The organism is Paenibacillus sp. JNUCC 35, assembly GCF_058269095.1.
The window spans coordinates 5,226,989-5,246,290 of record NZ_CM177771.1; the positions used below are offsets into that span (position 1 = coordinate 5,226,989).

14 protein-coding genes and 1 other annotated feature are annotated in these 19,302 nt (G+C 58.6%); of the genes, 4 read left to right on the plus strand and 10 right to left on the minus strand.

Going from position 1 to position 19,302, the window contains the following annotated elements; all coding sequences use genetic code 11:
• Window positions 1-113: 113 nt before the first annotated feature.
• Entirely contained in the window at window positions 114-2,474 is a 2,361-nt protein-coding gene (locus AC2TF6_RS23635) for an endonuclease MutS2 (RefSeq protein ID WP_491308762.1), read from the minus strand.
• Between the two features lie 274 nt (window positions 2,475-2,748).
• Between AC2TF6_RS23635 and AC2TF6_RS23640 the strand changes: the two genes are divergently transcribed.
• On the plus strand, window positions 2,749-3,114 hold the full coding sequence (locus AC2TF6_RS23640) for a phage holin family protein (RefSeq protein WP_491308763.1): 366 nt from the start codon (window positions 2,749-2,751) through the stop codon (window positions 3,112-3,114).
• A 165-nt stretch (window positions 3,115-3,279) separates the two neighbouring features.
• Window positions 3,280-3,648 (plus strand): cupredoxin domain-containing protein, encoded by a 369-nt coding sequence (locus tag AC2TF6_RS23645; RefSeq protein WP_009676126.1) that lies wholly within the window; start codon window positions 3,280-3,282, stop codon window positions 3,646-3,648.
• Window positions 3,649-3,857: 209 nt separating this feature from the next.
• On the opposite strand, the gene AC2TF6_RS23650 is transcribed toward AC2TF6_RS23645, so the two are convergent.
• From AC2TF6_RS23650 to AC2TF6_RS23685, 8 genes are all read right to left on the minus strand, one after another.
• Complete coding sequence (locus AC2TF6_RS23650; RefSeq protein ID WP_491308764.1) at window positions 3,858-4,433, minus strand: hypothetical protein; 576 nt, start codon at window positions 4,431-4,433, stop codon at window positions 3,858-3,860.
• A gap of 215 nt (window positions 4,434-4,648) precedes the next feature.
• The gene (locus tag AC2TF6_RS23655) at window positions 4,649-5,197 is read right to left on the minus strand and encodes a CvpA family protein (RefSeq protein ID WP_326055079.1); all 549 of its coding nucleotides are present in this window, start codon (window positions 5,195-5,197) and stop codon (window positions 4,649-4,651) included.
• Window positions 5,197-10,422 (minus strand): hypothetical protein, encoded by a 5,226-nt coding sequence (locus AC2TF6_RS23660; RefSeq protein WP_491308765.1) that lies wholly within the window; start codon window positions 10,420-10,422, stop codon window positions 5,197-5,199. The genes AC2TF6_RS23655 and AC2TF6_RS23660 overlap by 1 nt, the downstream gene beginning before the upstream one ends.
• A 179-nt stretch (window positions 10,423-10,601) precedes the next feature.
• Window positions 10,602-13,052, minus strand: a complete 2,451-nt coding sequence (gene pheT / locus AC2TF6_RS23665; protein WP_491308766.1) for a phenylalanine--tRNA ligase subunit beta — start codon at window positions 13,050-13,052, stop codon at window positions 10,602-10,604.
• A 25-nt stretch (window positions 13,053-13,077) separates the two neighbouring features.
• Entirely contained in the window at window positions 13,078-14,112 is a 1,035-nt protein-coding gene (pheS, locus tag AC2TF6_RS23670; protein ID WP_454235223.1) for a phenylalanine--tRNA ligase subunit alpha, read from the minus strand.
• Between the two features lie 447 nt (window positions 14,113-14,559).
• A complete protein-coding gene (locus AC2TF6_RS23675; protein ID WP_009676109.1) occupies window positions 14,560-14,874 on the minus strand; it encodes a DMT family transporter in 315 nt (104 codons plus the stop codon).
• On the minus strand, window positions 14,874-15,221 hold the full coding sequence (locus AC2TF6_RS23680) for a DMT family transporter (RefSeq protein WP_491308767.1): 348 nt from the start codon (window positions 15,219-15,221) through the stop codon (window positions 14,874-14,876). Before AC2TF6_RS23680 ends, AC2TF6_RS23675 begins: the two co-directional genes overlap by 1 nt.
• 43 nt (window positions 15,222-15,264) lie before the next feature.
• On the minus strand, window positions 15,265-15,834 hold the full coding sequence (locus AC2TF6_RS23685; RefSeq protein WP_491308768.1) for a TetR/AcrR family transcriptional regulator: 570 nt from the start codon (window positions 15,832-15,834) through the stop codon (window positions 15,265-15,267).
• Window positions 15,835-16,003: 169 nt separating this feature from the next.
• Here AC2TF6_RS23685 and AC2TF6_RS23690 point away from each other — a divergent pair, with 169 nt between their 5' ends.
• Complete coding sequence (locus AC2TF6_RS23690; RefSeq protein WP_491308769.1) at window positions 16,004-16,945, plus strand: aldo/keto reductase; 942 nt, start codon at window positions 16,004-16,006, stop codon at window positions 16,943-16,945.
• 154 nt (window positions 16,946-17,099) lie between these two features.
• On the opposite strand, the gene trpS is transcribed toward AC2TF6_RS23690, so the two are convergent.
• The gene (gene trpS, locus AC2TF6_RS23695) at window positions 17,100-18,089 is read right to left on the minus strand and encodes a tryptophan--tRNA ligase (protein ID WP_491308770.1); all 990 of its coding nucleotides are present in this window, start codon (window positions 18,087-18,089) and stop codon (window positions 17,100-17,102) included.
• A 186-nt stretch (window positions 18,090-18,275) separates the two neighbouring features.
• Window positions 18,276-18,538 (minus strand) — a binding site (T-box leader).
• Window positions 18,539-18,674: 136 nt separating this feature from the next.
• Here trpS and AC2TF6_RS23700 point away from each other — a divergent pair.
• Window positions 18,675-19,217, plus strand: coding sequence for a DUF4352 domain-containing protein (locus tag AC2TF6_RS23700; protein ID WP_491308771.1), 543 nt, complete (start codon window positions 18,675-18,677; stop codon window positions 19,215-19,217).
• Window positions 19,218-19,302 lie beyond the last annotated feature (85 nt).

A 19,302-nucleotide genomic window follows, 5' to 3' on the forward strand; every position in this document is an offset into this window, starting at 1 on the left:
CCTCCCGCTTTCGTTTGAATTGTGCTTTTATAACTTTCATACTTTTTCATACGGGGGACCTTTAAGAACGTTTCAATCATTTCCAAATTATTTTTTCCGGATCTTCTGTCCGGTTACTTTAGTTCAACCACCGTCACACCGTGGCCGCCCTCGTTATAAGCTCCGATCCGGAAACTTTTGACGTGCTTGTGTCTGCGCAGATAGTCCTGGATGCCCGTCCGCAGCACGCCCGTTCCTTTGCCGTGAATGACATACACTTGGGCAAAGTTGTTCAGGAACGATTCGTCGAGGAACCGGTCGAGCTCCATGATGCCTTCTTCCACGTTGGTTCCGCGAAGATCGACTTCCATGCGGATGTTGTCGTCCCGGGTTCTTTTAACCGTGGCGGCAACTTGCTGGACCGGCTTCTTCTGAGGCGACGCCTTGATCACTTCGAGGTCGGTCTTGTTCACCTTCATCTTCATGATGCCCAGCTGTACGGTCACTTCCGACGAATTCACGATTTCCACGACGTGGCCTTTCTGGCCGAGGCTCACCACGCGCACCTCGTCGCCCGGCTCGACCTCCGCCTTGCTCCGCTCGGGGCGCTTAGCTCCCGGCTTGCGGAGCTTCGGCTCGGCCTCGTCGAGGCGGCGGCGGGCCGCGATCAGCTTGTGATCCTTGATCGCGCCGGCCTCTTCCTTCGCCAGACGCCGCAGGTCGGCGATGATCTCTTCCGCTTCGCGGCGGGCCTTGCCGATCGCGTCCTGCGCTTCGCGTTCGGCTTTGAGCAGCACCTTGTCGCGCTGCTCATCCAGCTTGGCGCGCTCCGCGGAGAGCGCCGCCCGCAGCTCTTCGTTCTCGCGCCGGATCTGCTCGGCGCTGTGGCGTTCCGCTTCGGCGGTCAGCCGGTTCTCCTCCAGCGAGGCGATCATCGTCTCGACGCGCTGGTCCTCGTCGCTGACCTGTCCGCGCGCTTTGTCGATAATCGCGCGCGGAAGACCGAGACGCTCCGCGATGGCGAACGCGTTGCTGCGGCCGGGTACCCCGACGAGCAGACGATACGTCGGGCTCAGCGTCTGCACGTCGAACTCCATGCTCGCGTTGATCACGCCGCGGCGCTCGAAGGCGTACGCCTTCAGCTCGCTGTAGTGAGTCGTCGCGATCATGCGGCAGCCCATCCGGTGGATGTTCTCCAGCAGCGAGATGGCAAGCGCGGATCCTTCCGCCGGGTCGGTTCCCGCCCCCAGCTCATCGAGGAGGACGAGACTCTTGGGAGTCATATCGCGGAGAATGCCGATAATATTCGTCATATGGCTGGAGAAGGTGCTGAGGCTCTGCTCGATGCTCTGCTCGTCTCCGATATCGGCGAAGATGCCGTCGAAGACGCACAGCTCGCTGCCTTCTTCCGCCGGGACGAACAGACCGGACATCGCCATCAGGCTGAGCAGGCCGACAGTTTTCAGAGACACCGTCTTACCGCCGGTATTCGGTCCCGTCACGATAATCGTTGTGAAGCTCCCGCCGAGTTCCAGATCGATCGGAACGACTTTGTCGAGCGGAATCAGCGGATGACGCGCCCTTTTCAGCTTCAGGAAGCCCCGGTCGTTCAACTTGGGCAGCGTTGCCTTCATTTCACGGGCAAGTCCCGCCTTGGCGAACGTAAAGTCCAATTGGGCAAGCAGTTCGACGTCCGATAGAAGATCTTCCTCGATTTCCGCAACCTGCGCCGTCAGCATGCGGAGAATTTTCTCCACTTCGGCTTCTTCCTTGAATTTCAGCTCGCGGAGCCGGTTGTTTAGGGTAACGACGGCTTCCGGTTCAATGAAAAGAGTGGCGCCCGACGCGGACTGATCATGAATCATGCCACCGAACGAAGAACGGTATTCCTGTTTAACGGGGATGACATAGCGGTCTCCGCGCATCGTCACCAGCGCGTCCTGCAGCATTTTCTGCACGGACGGGTTGCGGATCATCTGCTCCAGTTTCTCGCGGACCCGCGCTTCGCCCGTCCGAAGCTCGCTGCGCACCCGGGAAAGCTCGCCGCTCGCGCTGTCCATCACCGCCGCGTTGTCGTCGATGCAGCTTTTGATCCGGTCCTCGGTATCCTTGTTGTCACTCAGGAGTTCGGCCCAGCTCAGCAGCATCGGAACAGGATGCTGTTCATCCATCGTTTCAAGAAATTTGCGGAGGCGGCGGCCCCCGTAAATCGTAGTCGCGATATCGAGCAACTCGCTCGGATTGAGCATCCCGCCCACTCTGGCACGGTGCACGGCCGCACGGATATCCCGGATGCCCCCGAAAGGGGCCCCGCCCTTAAGACGGTCGACGGCGAAAGCTTCGTCCGTCGCCTGCAGGCGCAGCTTCACTTCCTCAAAATCTCCGGAAGGTTTTACCTCCGCCGCTTTTGCCGTTCCCAGCGAGGTGGCCGCGTGGCTGCTCAGTTTATGTGTGATTTTATGAAATTCCATTGTCTTAAACGTTTTGGTATTCAAAGCATTCTCCCTCATCACATCTAGTATGATCTCTTTATTATATCCAATCCGGGACGACGAAGCTATGGAGAGTTCTTTTATAACCTCCGGTTCATGCGAAAACGCCAAGACGGGCATGCTAAAAACGTGCATCCTGCCATGACCGCGGCGGGCGTACATTTACGTCTTTCAGTCCCCGGGCCGCAAGATGGGGGAACCCGGTTCAAGCGGGGGAATTAAGCGCAGACCTCTGCTTTGCGCCGTTCCGTCAACAAATCAAGGAGGTGCCTTTCCGATGCGATTTCTCGGTCATGTGATCAGATTTATCGTTTCCGCACTGGTTTTGATGGTTGTCAGCTGGATCGTTCCCGGTTTTTCAGTGGGCGGGTTCATAAGCGCCCTGCTGCTGGCCATCGTCATCGCCGTGCTGGCCTGGATTATCGAAAGCATCTTCGGCAGGCAGATTACGCCGTTCGGACGGGGAATCGTGGGCTTCCTGACAAGCGCGCTTGTCATCTGGCTGTCCCAGTTCATCGTTACGGGCGTACACGCCTCCATCATCGGTGCGATCCTTGCCGCTCTTGTCGTCGGGATTGTCGATCTGTTTATTCCGGTCTCTCCGTTTGACCGAAAAGACAGCCGGCGCAAAAGCACGCACTGACCGGCGGGATGCCGCGGCCGGATTCACGCTCTCTCGAGCGGGATCCGGTCTTCTTTTTTCACATCTTATTCGATGATTTGTCATAAAGGGTTCACTTGTTAGCCGCTGACTTCCCCGCCTTCCGGGTGTATGATGAGGGTGTATGAAACAAAGGGAGGGAAATTTATGAAAAAAACAGCAGCACTGCTGATGGCTCTTGTCCTTGTATTCGCTCTGGCTGCCTGCGGCAAAAAAACGGATACGGCGGCAACGGACGCTAACGCGACGGCAAGTCAGGAAATTACGCTTCAAGCTTCCAACTGGAAATTCGACCAGGCTGAATATAAAGTCAAAAAAGGCGAACCGCTTAAAATTAACCTGGACATCAAGGAAGGCGTTCACGGCGTATCGATACCGGACTTGAAAGTCAGTCTCGACAACAACAGCAAGAGCAAAGTCGTCACTCCGGAGAAAGCCGGCACTTATAACATTCTCTGCAGCATTCCTTGCGGAAGCGGCCACTCCACGATGACAGCCAAGCTCGTTGTAGAATAAAATAAGCCCGTCGGTAATGTCCGGCGAATTTTAAAAAAAGGCTTGCGGTTACGTATCGTTGATACATTCCGCAAGCCTTTTTGTTTTGCAAAGCGGGCGCATCCGCCCCCGGAGAAGCTTCTAGGTTGACCGCCGTCATGCGGGACCGCAGCGCGTGAACGCTTTTCCAGCAAGGGCGGCACACCTGTCACAGTCTGTTCATCTTCGTCCTACGCGCCGGGATGGTTTCCTCTTCTTCTGCGCAGAAGGGTAAAAATACCGAATGCGGCCAGAGGCGGCAGGATCGACACGTAATAGAGCCCTCTTTCGGTCAGTTCGACCGAAGTGAGGTGCCATTCTCTGGCGGCCAGATAGCCGAGAGCGAAAGTCAGCATCGTCAGGCTGAGCTGCAGCGGAACGAGCGGCATCCCGATTTTTTTACGGAATTCACCGAGCCCCTTCAAGGCTCCCATCCGCAGCAGCAGCCTCACCGGAATGCTCAGCAGCGTCTGGGCGAAAATAAGCAGCAGAGCCAGGCTGAGCAAATCTTCCGACTGCTGGAACCAGACACTGTCGGGCAGGAACGTCCCCGCACTGAGAAGAGCCGCATAGACGCACACGAACATAATCAGCAGCGGCAGCAGGAAAAAGAACGTCACGGCCAAAGCCGTTATGACCGACTGCAGAAGGGCGGCGCCCTCCGCTTTTTGTTTTCTACGAATCCATACATAAAACCAACCCAGACATGCTGCAGCCATGATACAAGCTGTGGTCACAACGCTGCCGGCGGCTAACGTCTGTTCCATACGGTTTCTCCCTCCCTTGCTCCACAATCGCATCGTCGTCGCTCGCCGTGACGGAAGCAGGTTTAAGCGGGAGTGCCGCGCGCATCTGCGTAGTCTTGCTTGTACGAGGAGTACCGGTGCAACTTCCAGCCTCCGCGCTTCACGCCGACCGGATCGCTGGAGAGCCGATTAAAATGAATAAAAAACCTCCCTTACGGGAGGAAGTATCCTTGAACTTACATGCTCCGCTGCCACAATTTCCGGGCCCATTCCATAACGTCATTCAGGATGTAAGGAGCAAACCGGGACTGGCCGAGCCTGTCTTGAACATAGTCGGACGGCAGAATTGTCATGATATGAACCGCAACCGCGGCAATCACAAACGCTTCCAGCGCTCCGAGCAGCGCTCCCGTCACCCGGTTAACGGTATGCAAACCAGGCAGCCGGGCAATCAGGTTGAGCATTCTCCCCCCGATTCCAAGGGCAAGCTTTACCAGAAAGAACAGCAGGGCGAAAGAGAGGGCATTCGCGATATAACGCTCCAAATTCAGCCCTTTAACCAAAAACTCATATTTATCATAACCGGAAAAAGAAGAAAGGGAAAGCCATTGCAATAAATACGTGGCAACGGGCTCGTAAAAACGGACGGCGACGTACAGGGCGATAAACAATCCGGCAATTGAAACCAGCTGGGAAATCAATCCCCGCGCGTAGCCGAGGACAAGTCCTCCGGCGATAAGCACGAGGATAGACCAATCCAGTACATTCCAGGAAGGAAGAGTCATTATCCTTTCGGTTCTTCCATCACAAGCTGAATCCATTCGTTATACTCCGTTTGAAGCTTCGCATACTCGTCCTGCAGCTTGCGGTGTTCTTGCTGCAGCTCGTCCCATCGCCCGCTCGTCTGTTCATGCAGACGGCTCATTTCTTTGAGGCCCTGCTCCGCCTGAAGGTGAGCCTGCTCCAATTCCTCCAGCTGATGCCGGAGCAGTCCGCTCCGCTTTGCTTCCGTTCCCAGTTCTTCGGTAATCCGGGTCACTTCCTGGCGGAGTTGTTCGGTTTCTCCGCGCAGGCCGCCGAGTTCACCAAGGCTGGCGCGCTCCTGATCGGCCTGCTCGTCCATAAGCTGGCGGTATGCGTCCAGCTCTTCCTGCAACGACCGGCGCTCCTGCATGGAGCTGTCCAGCTCCCGGCGGATGGACTGCTCCTGCAGCACCTGCTCGTGAGCCATCTGCTGGGTCGCGGCAACTTCGCGGAGGGCGGCCGTCAGCTCGGCATTCAGCGCCTCACCGGACGCTTTCGCCCGGCTCAGCTCCTCGCGCAGCTTCGCCTCTCTTGCGGCCGCTTCGTCCCGGCCGGAAACCGCCGCATGGAGCTGTTCGGCAAGCTCTTCCGCTTTCCGCCGCTCTTCGGCGGACTTGTCGCGCTCGGTTGCCAGCTCGCGTACCGCGGCTTCGCGTGCGGCCTCCAATACGGCAGCCGTTTCCTGCAGCTTAGCGGCCGCCGCGCCCTGGCCTTGCTCCAAATCTTCGAGGAGCGCTTCCGCGTCCTGACGCGCCTGGTTCAGCTCGGCCCGGAGTGTCTCTTCACGTTTGAGGGCTCCCTCCAACTGGGCGGCAAGTTCAGCCGCAGCAAGCCGCTCTTGGGCCGAACGGCCGCGTTCCGACGCAAGTTCCTTGTCGGCCTTCTCGCGGGCAGCGGCCACCTGGGTAAGCATGAGTTCACCCTGCTTGAGCGTTTCGGTCATCTCTTCCTTAAGAGAAGCCTCCAGCTTGGCGCGGTCTTCACGGGCGCGTTCCGCTTCCAAACGCGCTTCTTCCAGCGCCTTCTCCGCTTCACGCAGCCGCTCGTCCGCGGTGCTCCGCCCCTGCTCCAGGTCTTCCAGCAGCGCTTCGGCATCCCGGCGCGCCTGCTCCAGCTCGCCGCGGAGCGCTTCTTCGCGCTCTTCGGCGGCTTTCAGGCGAACCGCCATTTCCTCCCGTACGGAAACCGTGCGAGCTTCCGCATCCCGCTCCGCGGCTTTCGCGGCATTAGCGGCGGCTGCCGCTTCCTCCTGTGCGGCGCGCAGGGCTTCGGTCACTTTCCGCAGCTCCTCGTCCGCCGCGGATTTGTCCTGCTCGAGGTCTTCGAGCAGCGCTTCGGCATCCTGCCGCGCCCCATTCAGCTCCGCACGGAGCGTTTCGACAAGCTTCGCGGCCGATTCGCGTGTCTGCACGGCTTCCTGCCGGGCCGCTTCAAGCGCTTCGGAGGTTTCGCGCAGCTTGGCCAAGGCGGCGGCCTTCTCCATTTCGGCCGCCTCCCGGGCCGCTCTGTCCCGCTCCGCCGCTCCCGCCGTCTCCAGCAGCTCCCGCTCGGCACGTTCGCGTTCCGCGGCAAGTTCGCGCTGATGGGCGGCTTCGGCTTCCCGCTGTGCGGAAGCCAGCTTCTCCGCCGCCTCTAGCTCCGCAAACTCGAGCTGTTCGGCGAAATCTCTCCGGGCGGCCGCCAATTCCTCCGCCGCTTCGCTGCGGGAAGCCGCCAGCTCTCCGGCTTCCTGCCGGACGGCCGCAAACGCCTGCTCCGTCTCGCGAAGGCGCGCTTCCGCGGCTTCCTTCTCGCGCTGGACCGCCAGACGCGCCTCGGTCTCCCGTTCGGCCGCTTCCATCGCTTCCAGCAGATCCTGCTCCGCTCTCTCGCGCTCTTCGGCAAGTTCCCTGCGGAGCGCTTCCTGTGCGGCTTCCGCCTCGCGGCGTGCCGCTTCCAACCGGGCCGCCGCCTCTTTGCGGGCGGCTTCCAGCTCTTCCGCCTTGCGCTCCGCCGCCAGAAGTTTCTCTGCGGCAGCGTTCTCCGCGGCCTCCCGTTCGGCGGCCGCTTCCTTGCGCAGGGCTTCCAGGCGCTCCTCAGCTTCAAGCTGAGCCAGTTCCAACCGCTCGGCAGACTCTTGCTGCAGAGCCTCAAGCTTCTCCGAAGTTTCCAGACGGGCAGCGGCCAGGTCCAGGCGAAGCGCTTCCTGCGCGGCCTCGGCCTCGCGGCGTGCCGCTTCAAACTTGTCCGTCGTCTCCTTGCGGGCGGCCTCCAGCTCTTCGGCACTGCGCTCCGCCGCCAAAAGCTTCTCCGCAGCAGCGTTCTCCGCGGCTTTCAGTTCGGCCGCCGCTTCTCTGCGCACGGCTTCCAGGCGCTCTTCCGCCTCCAGTTGAGCCAGTTCCAGCTCATCCGCGCTTCCCCGCTTCAGAGCTTCCAGCTGCGCCGCGGCAGCTTCCTTCTCTGTTTCCAGCTCGGCCGCTTTACGCTCCGCGGCTTGCAGCGCTTCGGACGCCTCGCGCAGCTTGGCCTCGGCGTCGTCTTTCTCGCGCTGGACCTCTGCACGCGCCTCGGTCTCCCGCTCGGCCGCTTCCATCGCTTCCAGCAGCTCCTGCTCGGCCTTCTCGCGCTCTGCCGCCAATTCCTGCCGGAACGCTACACGCGCGGCCTCGGCTGCACGCTGCGCTTCCGCCAGCTTATCCGCCGCTTCCTTGCGGGCCGATTCCAACTCCTGCGCTTCGAGTACAGCGGCTTGTAATTTTGCTGCGGCTTCGCGCCGCGTTTCCTCCAGCTCCGCTGCCGCCTCCCGTCTTGCGGCGTCGAGCTGTTCTTCCGCTTCCAGCTGAGCCAGCTCCAGTTCTTCGGCTCCTTCACGCTTCAAAGCTTCCATTCGCTCGGAGGTTTCCCGCTCCAGCGCTTCCAGCCGCGCAGCAGCTTCTTCCTTCTCCGCTTCCAGCCCGGACGCTCTTTGCTCCAATGCCTGTAAAGCCTCGGACGCTTCACGCAGCTTAGCCTCGGCGGCCTCTTGGCCCCGCTGGGCCTCCTTGCGCGCCTCGCTTTCCTGTTCCGCCGCTTCCATCGCTTCCAGGAGCTCTTGCTCGGCCCGTTCACGCGCCGCCTCCAGCTCCTGCCGGAACGCCTCGCGTGCGGCTGCCGCTTCACGCTGTGCTTCTTCAAGCTTGGCTGCCGCTTCCTTGCGGGCGGCCTCTATCTCTTCGGCCTCGCGTACGGCCGCCAGAAGCTTGGCAGCCGCTTCGTTCTCGGCCGCCGTCAGCTTCGCCGCCGCTTCACGCCGTGCGGTCTCCAGCTTCTCCTCGGCGTCCATCTGGGCCAGTTCCAGCTCTTCGGAGCTTTGCCGCTTCAGAGCTTCCAGCTGCGCATCGGCCGCCTTCCGGGCCGCTTCCAGATCGGCCGCTTCCCTGCGCAATGCTTCAAGCTGCTCTTCAGCTTCAAGCTGCGCCAGTTCCAACCGCTCGGCAGACTCTTTTTGCAAAGCCTCAAGCTTCTCTGCAGCTTCCAGACGGGCTGCGGCCAGGCTTTCCTCCGCTTCCCGCCGAGCCGTTACCAGCGCTTCTTCGTCATTCCGCAGCCTCGTTTCCGCTGCCGATTTCTCATTCTCCGCCGCTTCTCGCACCGCTTTGGATTCCAGACGCGCCGCTTTGAGCGCTTCCGTAGATTCGCGCAGCTCTTCTTCCGCCGAAGCCTTGTTCGCCTCCAGCTCTTCCAGAAGCGCCTCCGCGTCTTTACGGGATTTTTCCAGCTCGTCGCGGATTTCTTCCAGCTGATCGGCCGCTTCCCGCAGACTCTGCTCGCGCTGTGCGGTTTGTTCTTTGCTTTCGGCCAGCTCGCGCTGCATGTGCTCCCCGCGCTGTTTCATCAGCGCAAGTTCGGTGCGCTGCGTCTGCTCGCGTTCCCCGGCTTCACGGAGCTGCTCCTTCAAGCTCTCCGCCGCGGCTTTTTCAAGTTCGGCCTCCTCCAGAAGCGCTTCGGCGTCTCTCTGGGCCTGCTGGAGCTCGCTGCGCAGCATTTCCTCGCGTTCAGCGGCCTGCTGCGCGTCGGCATTCAGGCGCTCTTCTCTTTCCCGGCTTTCGTCCGCCTCCAGCTTCGCCAGCTCGAGCTCGTCCTTCAGCTGGCGGAGCTGTTCGTCCGTGTGCTTCTGCTCACGCGCCAGCCTCTCCAGCTCGGCCGCAGCCTGCTGCCGATTCTCGTCGGCGGCGGCTTTTTCAAGCTCCAGCTCCTCCAAAAGCGCTTCGGCATCCTGCTTCGCCTGATCCGCTTCCTTCCGGACCGCGGCTTCTCTTTGGGCCGCTTCCGCAAGCTCCTGCCGCAATTGCTCCATCTGCCCGTTCTGCTGCCGCTCACGCTCTTTGGACGCCTGCAGATCGCGCTGGACTTGCTCGCTGCGCTGTTTGACCAGCTGAAGCTCGGCCCGCAGGGTCTGTTCCTTCTCCGCGGCTTCCTGGATTTGTAGAAGAGCTTCCGCCGATTCCTCTCTTGCCTGACCGGCCGCCGTTTTTTCCTGTTCCAGCTGCTCAAGCAGCGATTCGGCATCGCGCTCCGCCTGCCCGATTTTGCTTTCGAGCGTCTTGATTTGCCCCGCCGCCTGCTCCAGCTCCTTTTTCCACTGATCGGCCTGGCGAGCGTCTTTTTCCATCTGCTGTTTAAGAGACGCCTGTTCCCGCTGAAGCTTCTCTGAATTTTGTCTGGCCTGCTGAAGCTCGGCCTTGAGCTGCTCTTCCCGCTTCGCTCCCTGCTGGGCCTTTTCCTTCGCCGCGTTCAACTCCCGCAGATTCTGTTCCGCCCGCTGCTTCGTCTGCTCCAGGGATGCCGTAAGCTCCTGCTGGCGCTTGGCCGCCTTGGCTCCCTGCTCCCGGGCTTCCGCCAGCTCGGCTTTGCGCAGCTGCTCCTCCTGCTGGGCTCTTTCGAGCTGCCCGCGAGCCGTTTCCACGGTTGCGTCGGCCTTGGAAAGCGCCCGCTGCAAATCGTTCAGCCGGCTTTCCGTCTCGCTGAATCTCTGTTCGACTTTGGCTTTCTCATCCGTCAGATTGACGGCCGCCAGCACCGCGATTTTGTAGGTATCGAGTCTCGGATAGCTTTCGGCGATCTGGACCATCTGGTCATTGACTTCCGCCGCCACTTTGCGCACGTAGCCGGGGCTGTTATGGGCTTTCAGTTTATATTCATTTCCATATATATCAACGATGATTTTCGTTTTTTCTTCCGAATTCATGAGATATCCTCCTTCGGTTTAAACACTCGAAATCCGGCCGCCTGCATGGCGGTTCCGGTTGAAGACATCGGACTTTTCCATTTGTTTCCTTGTTTTATAGAAAAAAGCCGGTCCATCGAAAAAGAATTCGATGCGACCGGCCCTATTTCCTTCCGTAACCTTGATATTTCAACGAAAGATCACTTGCGGAGCTCGGCTCCGAAAGCCGATTCCAACGCCGCCACGACACGCGCATGCGTTTCTGTGACTTCTTCGTCCTGAAGCGTGCGTTCGGGATGACGATATACCAGCGCCAGAGCGACGCTCTTCTTGCCTTCGCCCAGACGTTCTCCCGTATAAACATCGAAAACGCGGATGGATTCCAGCAGCTCCGCCGCCGTTTCCGCCGCTAGGCGTTCCAGATCGCCTACCGGTACAGCCGTATCCACGACGAGCGCCGTATCGCGTCCTACCGACGGATAGCGGGGAAGCATGCGGTAGTCCACTTCGAAATCGGCATGCTGGAGAAGCGGATCAAGCTCGGCTTCCAGCACGTAGGTGTCTTCGAGGTCCCGCTTCTTCTGAAGCGTCGGGTGCAGCTGCCCCATGTAGCCGATGGACCGGCGCTCTCCATCCGGAGTGAGCAGGAACAGTTCTGCCGTGCGTCCCGGGTGGAAGCCTTCTTTCTGTGCGGACCTAAATTCGATAGATACGCCCAGGTAAGAAATCACCCGTTCCAACACGCCCTTCAAGTCGTAGAAATCGGCTTTGCGGGCTTTCTGTCCCCAGTGAGCGCCGCTCCAGTTACCGGTCATCGCGATGCTCAGCAGACGCTTTTCCTGCGGCTGTGCGGTCAAGGCCGTCTCCTTGGACAGGAATACCGTGCCCGTTTCGAAAATCGCGACATCATCGTTGTTCCGGTTGCGGTTATAGCTCACAACCTCAAGCAGATGAGGAACAAGGGACGTGCGCAGCGCGCTGCGGTCCTCGCTCATCGGCATCGCAAGCGGGATCGGCGTGTATTCCGGGTAAAGGCCCGGATAATCGGCGGCATTTTCACGCTGTCCCAGCGTGTACGTGATCACTTCGTGCAGACCGCTTCCCGTGAGCAGACGGCGGATAGTCCGGCGAAGGGACTGTTCGCGCGTCAAGGAACCCGGGGTCGTTACGCCCGTCATCAGCGTCATCGGGATGTTATCGTATCCGTACAGACGCGCAACCTCTTCAATGAGGTCAACGTCCCGGGTGATATCTCCGCGGCGACCCGGCACGTGAACGATGAGAGAGCCTTCTTCGAGCAGTCCGTATTCAAGACCGAGACGGTCGAAAATTTCTTTTACCTGCTGCAGCGAGAGATCCGTTCCGAGGTACGTATTCACACGTTCCAGCTTCAACGGAATCTTGACGCCGGAGTAGGCTTGAACGGTCTCCTGCACGATCCCCTGGGCGACCTGGCCTCCGGCGCAAAGCACAAGAAGAGCCGCCGCACGGTCAAGCGCAGGAACGACCGCTTCCGGATTGACTTCCTTCTCGAAACGGAGGCTCGCCTCCGAACGCAGACCGAGCTGGCGGGACGTTTTACGGACGGACGGGCCGGCAAACCGAGCAGACTCGAGCAAAATCGAAGTCGTGCTCTCCGTCACTTCGGAATTCGCGCCGCCCATAACTCCCGCAATCGCGATAGGCTTGATGCCATCGGTTACGAGCAGCATGTGCGGCTCCAGGGTACGCTCCACATCGTCAAGCGTCACCAGCTTCTCTCCTTCCGCCGCAAGGCGGACTTCGATTCTGCCGCCCGCGACCTGATCCGCGTCAAACGCGTGAAGAGGCTGGCCGTATTCCAGCATCACGTAATTCGTAACGTCTACGATGTTATTGATGGGGCGGATGCCCGCCGCCATCAGTCGGTTCTGCAGCCACAGCGGAGACGTGCCGACGCGGACGCCCTCAATAAGGCGCGCCGCATAATGCGTGCACTGCTCGGGTGCGGCGATCGAGACGGAAATTTTATCCTCCGCTTTGACGGTGCTGAAATCGACGTTGATGTTGCGTCCTTCTTCCGGCAGCTTCACCGGACGTCCGAGAATGGCGCCGATTTCATACGCGGTGCCGATCATGCTCAGGCAGTCCGAACGGTTCGGCGTCAGCTCGAGTTCCAGGACACTGTCGTTTAGAACCAGCACGTCCACGATCGGCTTTCCGATTTCGGTATTTTCCGGAAGAACCAGAATGCCTTCCTGAATTTCTTTCGGCAGCAGCTTATCGTTCATGCCCAGCTCTTTGGCGGAGCAGATCATGCCTTGGGATTCCACGCCGCGAAGCTTGGCGCGCTTGATTTTGAAATCTCCCGGAAGTACGGCGCCGATAACGGCAACCGGGACCTTTTGTCCGGCATCCACATTTTTCGCTCCGCAGACGATCTGCAGGTCCTCGCCCGTTCCCACATCGACCGTACACACGTTGAGTTTGTCCGCATCGGGATGTTTCGTCTTCGATTTGACAAAGCCGACGACAACGCCCGACACGCCTTTGTTCAGCGATTCGACAATGTCGACTTCGATGCCGCTCCGTGTCATTTTATCTGCAAGGTCTTCAGCCGTGAAGCCCTGTACGTCTACATAGTCCGACAACCATTGATAAGATACTTTCATCGCCTTTTTCCTCCTTTTTCCCGGTTTATAGGTGGACGAACTGCTTCAGGAAGCGCAGGTCGTTCGTATAGAAATTGCGGATATCCTCTACCCCGTATTTAAGCATCGCTACGCGCTCGGGCCCCATGCCGAAAGCGAACCCGCTGTATTCGTTCGGATCGTACCCGGACATTTCGAGCACCTTCGGGTGAACCATGCCGGAGCCCAGAATTTCAATCCAGCCGGTTTGCTTGCAGGTCCGGCAGCCTTCGCCGCCGCACATCATGCAGGACACGTCGACTTCCGCACTCGGCTCGGTGAACGGGAAGAAGCTCGGACGCAGGCGGATTTGAGCCTGCGGGCCGTACAGCTCGCGCATGAACTGCAACAGCGTTCCTTTCAGATCGCTCATGCGGATGTTCTTGTCGATGACAAGCCCCTCGATTTGCGTGAACTGGTGGGAGTGCGTCGCGTCGTCGTCATCGCGCCGGTACACTTTACCCGGAGAAATGATTCTGACCGGCACGGCTCCTTTGCGGCCTTCCATCGTCCGGACCTGGACAGGGGACGTATGCGTGCGGAGCAGGAGCTCCTCGGTGATGTAGAACGAATCCTGCGTATCGCGCGCCGGGTGGTCCTTCGGCAGATTCAGCGCTTCGAAGTTATAGTAATCGCGCTCCACTTCCGGCCCTTCCACGACGGTGAATCCCATCCCGATAAAAATGTCCTCGATCTCTTCGACGATCTTGTTCAGCGGATGAACGGCTCCCTGCACGGACGGACGGCCCGGCAGGGAAACGTCGATCGTTTCGGCCCGAAGGCGGTTTTCCGTCTCCTGGCGGTCGTATTCTTCCTGTTTCGACGCGATCACTTCTTCGATCGCACCCCGGACGTCGTTGGCCACCTGGCCGATAACGGGGCGCTCTTCCGCGCTTAACGCGCCCATGCCGCGCAAAATTTCGGTCAGCGGCCCTTTTTTGCCCAAATACTTGACTCTGAGATCATTCAGCTCCTGCTGGCTGCCGACAGCGGCCAATTCCTGCAGCGCTTGTACTTTTAACGCTTCCAAACGTTCTCTCATGTGTAATCCCTCCTTTAGATCTGGCAACCCTTGACGGTTTCCGGACAACAAAAAAAGCTTCTCCGCCCGGTAAGGGACGAAAAAGCCGTGGTACCACCCTTGTTAGACCGCCTGCTGCGCAAAATGCCTTCCTGGAAGGTCATCCGCCTCTGACGTGTCTCACTCTTCGAAATAACGGTTCGTAGCCGGTACTCTCTACTGACTGGCCCCAGGCCACTGTTCAAGAAACTGCTCGGGAGCGAACTTCGGCAGCCTGGTTCCACGGGGACGCTCTCAATCTTCGGCGTCTCCTCCCTGTCAGGAAGCACTGCGTACTTTTCTCCTTCATTGCATTTGCTATGGAATTGGTTGCTGCGTTTAACTATGCCACCTATTATATGAAAATCGGCGCGGCGTTGCAAGCCCATTCAATGCCCGCTTCCCTTGCAAAAAAAGAACAGGCGGCGGTTACGTAAGAAGCTTGAGTCCTACGGCCGCCGAAATAATCATGGCGATAAACAGGATGCGGCGCCAGTCTTTGGACTCGCCGAACATAAACATGCCCAGCAGTGTGCCCCCGCACGTGCCGATTCCGGTCCACACGGCGTAAGCCGTGCCCATCGGGATGGATTCCATGGCATAGGACAGCAGCGAAAAGCTGATGCCGAAGCCGAAGAAAAGCAGCGCGTAAGCCCCAATCGTCTTCTTCCGCGCGATCTTGTTCATGGCGAGTACGCCGAAAATTTCCGAACATCCCGCCAATATCAGTGCGGCCCATGCCATCAGGAATTCACTCCTTTCGCCGGTTCTTCCGGTTCTTTCGTCGTGATTTTAAGCCCGATCACACCGCCGAGCAGAATCAGGATAAAGACAATCTTCAGCCAGCTGATCGGCTCCCCGAACACGATCGTTTCCGTAAGAACCGTTCCCGCCGTGCCGATCCCCGTAAATACCGCGTACACCGTTCCTACGGGCAGACGGCTTGTCGCCATCAGCAGCACCCAGAAGCTGAGCAGGATCGCGGCTCCGGTCAATATCCAGGTAAACGCGTCATGCGCATGTTTCAGACCCGAAACCCAGCCGATTTCCAGCAATCCCGCCGCCAGTACATAAAGCCAGTTCCGATTCATAATCGAATTATGCCTCCTTCTTTCCCCGTATGCTCATAAAGGCTCATGAATGGGAGATTCCCCGCCAGTAGACGTCCCACGAAGCCTCCAGCCTTTTATCGTAGCTTTCGGCCGTACCGTAAAGCAGTTCCACAATGATCCCGTCCATCAGACAAAGAAAAGCCGCCGCAGCTTTATCCGGATCGACGCCGATCGCCGAGCGGTCCTCGGTAAACACGGACGTAAGCCGCTCCTCCATCCGGGACAAGTACGTATAAGAGAGCTCTATCGTTTCCCGGTACACCGAGGCCGGCGGAAAGTACATCATCCGGATCCAAAACTTCGTCGAACCGTTATGCTCATACTTGCCGCGCGTATGGGACAACAGCTTAAACAGCTTGCGGTCGAGCGCCTCGCCGCCCGCTTCCAGATGCGAGGAGGCAAATTCCAGCTCGCCGCGGGACGCATCCTGCAGCACACTGAGAAACAATTCCTCTTTGCCTTTAAAGTGTGCGTAAATGGAAGGCGTTTTTATCCCTACGGCTTCGGCGATATTCGCCATGGAGGTGCCTTCGTAGCCTTGTGATGCAAACAAATCGAGTGCTGCGGCCTTGATCCGCTCGGGAGTATTCATGAGCCCCACTCTCCTAACTAACATTAGTTAGGTATAGTATGTCACATTTCCGCTTTGGGATCAAGCGGCATTTTGACTTTGCCTTCATTTTCCCGTTAAATGAAAGAGAATATACCGTTACGGATTCCGGGTCCAACACGGTCAAATACGTACACGGGAGGCTGAAACGATGAAATACCGCACACTCGGCAAGACGGGATTAAAAGTGTCCGTAATCGGCGTCGGCACATGGCAGTTCGGCGGCGAATGGGGACAGGACTTTACGCAGGACGAAGTGGACGCTGTCCTGGACAAGGCAAAGGAGCTCGGAATCAACCTTATCGATACCGCGGAATGCTACGGCGATCATTTATCGGAATCGTTTATCGGCAACTATTTGAGCCGCCGGGGCCGTGAAGGCTGGGTCGTGGCGACCAAATTCGGCCATCATTATCATGACCGCTTTAAACGCGACGAGCGTTTTTCGGCGGAAGATATGATCGGGCAGCTCGACGCCTCTCTGAAAGCGCTGGGAGTAGACTATGTCAACTTGTACCAGTTCCATTCGGGAACGGATTCCGTGTTCGACAACGACGCCCTCTGGACGGCGCTGGACAAGCAGAAGCAGGCGGGCAAAATTCTTCACATCGGCACTTCGATCGCGAAGAACGACAACCTTCATCAGGTAGCCGCCTCCACGCAGGTCGGCTCGGAAGCGATCCAGGTCGTGTACAACCGGCTCGACCGCGCTCCCGAAGAGAGCGTGTTCCAGTCGTGCCTGCAGCAGAACCTCGGCGTGCTTGCCCGCGTTCCCCTCGCGAGCGGCTATCTCAGCGGCAAGTACAAGCCGGGCGCCACTTTCGCCGCCACGGACACGCGCCACCGGCACGACCCCGCCGAGACGCAGCGCAAGCTCGAGGAAGTGCAGCGCATCCGCGAGCACGAAGTGCCGGAAGCGATGGACATGGCGACGTGGGCCCTCGCGTGGTGCTTGAAGCATGACGCGGTCAGCGCCGTCATCCCGGGCTGCAAAAACGTCGCTCAAGTCGAAAGCAACGCGAAAGCGGCGGCGTATCTGAGCGACAACCACCCGCAAGCATGGACGGAAGAAGCGGAAGCTTCCGGCGCATGATTGCGCATGCGAAAAAGCCTATCCGGTTTTAACGGATAGGCTTTTTTGCGTTGCCGTGCGGCACAAGTGCGTCGCGGCTGGGGGCTGCCCTTGGGCATGGCTGGGCCCTATGGAGCCTTGCGGTGCAGCACAGGCACACTGCCGCACTGGCCCGTCAGCGTCCGAAATAATCAATCCGCATCGCTTCCCGCACTTCCCGCATCGTTTCGCGGCCGATGCCGCGCGCTTTGGCTGTGCCGGATTGGAGAATTTCGTCCACTTCGGCAGGCTTCGCCTCGTAATAAGTCCTGCGCTCCCTCATCGGCTCCAGCAGGGCGTTCAGCCCTTCCGCCAGCTTCTCCTTGCAGGCTGTGCAGCTTATGCTCCCCCGTTCGCAGCTCTCCCTTATTTCCGGGGCATCCCCGGCCAGAAACGCCTCATGGTAGGAGAAGACCGGGCAAATCCCGGGATGACCCGGATCGTCTTTGCGGATTCTCGAAGGGTCCGTCTTGGCCTTCTTCAGTTTAGCTCTTATCTCTTCCGCAGAGGCATCGAGCTCAATACCGTTGCCCAGGCTCTTGCTCATTTTGCCGTTCCCGTCCAGACCGATCAGGCGCGGCGTATGGCCGACCAGCGCCCGGGGCTCTTCGAACACCGGCCGGTAGAGCGAGTTGAATCTCCGGACGATTTTGCGGGTCTGCTCGATATGAGGAATCTGGTCGTCGCCCACCGGGACGAGCGTTGCCTTGCAGAACGTGATGTCCGCCGCCTGGCTGACCGGATAACCGAGGAAGCCGTAGTACAAATCGTCGTACCCCCGCTGCTCCGCCTCGCTTTTGGTCGTCGGGTTATGCCTCAGCGAGCTGACTGTGACGAACATCGAGTAAAACACTGTCAGTTCGGCGATTTCCGGAATGAGCGACTGCACGCACAGCACAGCCTTCTCCGGGTCGATTCCGGCCGCCAAGTAGTCCAGCGCGACAAGCCGCAGATGTTTTCTTACCAGATCCGGGTCCTCAAAATGCGTCGTCAGCGCCTGCACATCCGCCAGCAGCAGAAACGTTTCCATCTGATGCTGCAGCTCCACCCGCTTTTTCAAACTTCCGACGTAATGGCCGAGGTGCAGCTTCCCGGTGACGCGGTCTCCCGTTAATATCCGTTCCATATTCATTTCTCCTTTGAATGTCGGTTTCAATTCCTTTTCGCAACTGTTTCAAATCTCCGTCCGTCCTGTTTTCCAGACGCCACCACCAACCGTCTTCCACGGCCATCACCCCCTTTATGTGAAATAAAATGTTTTCGAAGATTAAGGTCCGGAGCGTAAACCGGACAACAAAAAAACTCCGTCCTTAAAAAGGACGAAGTTTCACTTCGCGGTACCACCTTTGTTCGTTTGCCTGGACAAACGCGCTCTAACGTACGGAAAGCGGTCCGCTTTCGATACGGGGTCCCAGGATAACGGCCGGACCTGCTGCCGCCGGCTCCTACTGCCCGCAAAGGGGTTCGGACCGGCACTCGGAAGCCCATTCGGCGCCTGCCTGACACTGATTCTCACCTGCCATCAGCTCTCTGGAGTCCTGCCTGACGCTTACTCTTCTTCTTCATCGTGACGGGTATGCTTTCGGCTTGCTTTTCATCAGTTTATCAGGCTGCGGTGAGGAAGGCAACTGTTTGCGCCGGAATTGTTTACCAGGTTTCGTTTGCGGGTTATAAGTCTTAACGAACCATATTCAGATTGGGGGAGAGTCTTTTGAAAACAAAACTCGTCCTGCTTGCCGCCGTTTCGTGTCTGGCCTTGACCGCATGTGGAGACTATAAGGAGCAAGCATCCCCGCTCAAACAGGGCGGCGCCGCAGATCGTTCTTCCGCCGCCAAAGCGCCGCATTTTGCTGCGTCCCTCGCTCAGGAATACTCCAAAGAAGATACCGTTCAAATCGGCGATGCGAAAATAAAAGTAAGCAAAGTGGAAAAATTTACGGAGCAGGGTCCCGAAACGCCCAACCTGCCGGACGGCGAATTTGTCGTGGTGACGCTGAATATCGAAAATTCGGGGACCAATGAGCTCGCGTACAACCCGTACAGCTTTGAAATGGCCAACAGCAGCGGGATGACCAGCGATAAAGTGCTCGCTTCCTTCTCCGGAGAAACCGGCCTCAAATATGGCGAACTGGCTCCGGGCGGCAAAGTTTCGGGCACTCTGGTGTTCGAGCAGCCTAAGGGCGATCCCAAGCTCCAGCTTCTTCACAAAGAAAACGTCCGGCCGGACAAAGCGGTAAAAATCAATCTGCAATAAATGTGCGATTAAAGCCCGAACAATGAAAAATGCCCTGTTCCGCCGACGGAACAGGGCATTTATTTTTTTTATGACCGGCTTCATT

What these genes read in the sequence shown, in the direction of transcription:
- AC2TF6_RS23690 (WP_491308769.1), top strand. Translation starts at nt 16,004, where the DNA reads ATGAAATACCGCACACTCGGCAAGACGGGATTAAAAGTGTCCGTAATC.
- AC2TF6_RS23655 (WP_326055079.1), bottom strand. Translation starts at nt 5,197, where the DNA reads ATGACTCTTCCTTCCTGGAATGTACTGGATTGGTCTATCCTCGTGCTT.
- AC2TF6_RS23685 (WP_491308768.1), bottom strand. Translation starts at nt 15,834, where the DNA reads ATGAATACTCCCGAGCGGATCAAGGCCGCAGCACTCGATTTGTTTGCA.
- AC2TF6_RS23660 (WP_491308765.1), bottom strand. Translation starts at nt 10,422, where the DNA reads ATGAATTCGGAAGAAAAAACGAAAATCATCGTTGATATATATGGAAAT.
- AC2TF6_RS23640 (WP_491308763.1), top strand. Translation starts at nt 2,749, where the DNA reads ATGCGATTTCTCGGTCATGTGATCAGATTTATCGTTTCCGCACTGGTT.
- AC2TF6_RS23650 (WP_491308764.1), bottom strand. Translation starts at nt 4,433, where the DNA reads ATGGAACAGACGTTAGCCGCCGGCAGCGTTGTGACCACAGCTTGTATC.
- AC2TF6_RS23645 (WP_009676126.1), top strand. Translation starts at nt 3,280, where the DNA reads ATGAAAAAAACAGCAGCACTGCTGATGGCTCTTGTCCTTGTATTCGCT.
- pheT (WP_491308766.1), bottom strand. Translation starts at nt 13,052, where the DNA reads ATGAAAGTATCTTATCAATGGTTGTCGGACTATGTAGACGTACAGGGC.
- trpS (WP_491308770.1), bottom strand. Translation starts at nt 18,089, where the DNA reads ATGGAACGGATATTAACGGGAGACCGCGTCACCGGGAAGCTGCACCTC.
- AC2TF6_RS23675 (WP_009676109.1), bottom strand. Translation starts at nt 14,874, where the DNA reads ATGGCATGGGCCGCACTGATATTGGCGGGATGTTCGGAAATTTTCGGC.
- pheS (WP_454235223.1), bottom strand. Translation starts at nt 14,112, where the DNA reads ATGAGAGAACGTTTGGAAGCGTTAAAAGTACAAGCGCTGCAGGAATTG.
- AC2TF6_RS23680 (WP_491308767.1), bottom strand. Translation starts at nt 15,221, where the DNA reads ATGAATCGGAACTGGCTTTATGTACTGGCGGCGGGATTGCTGGAAATC.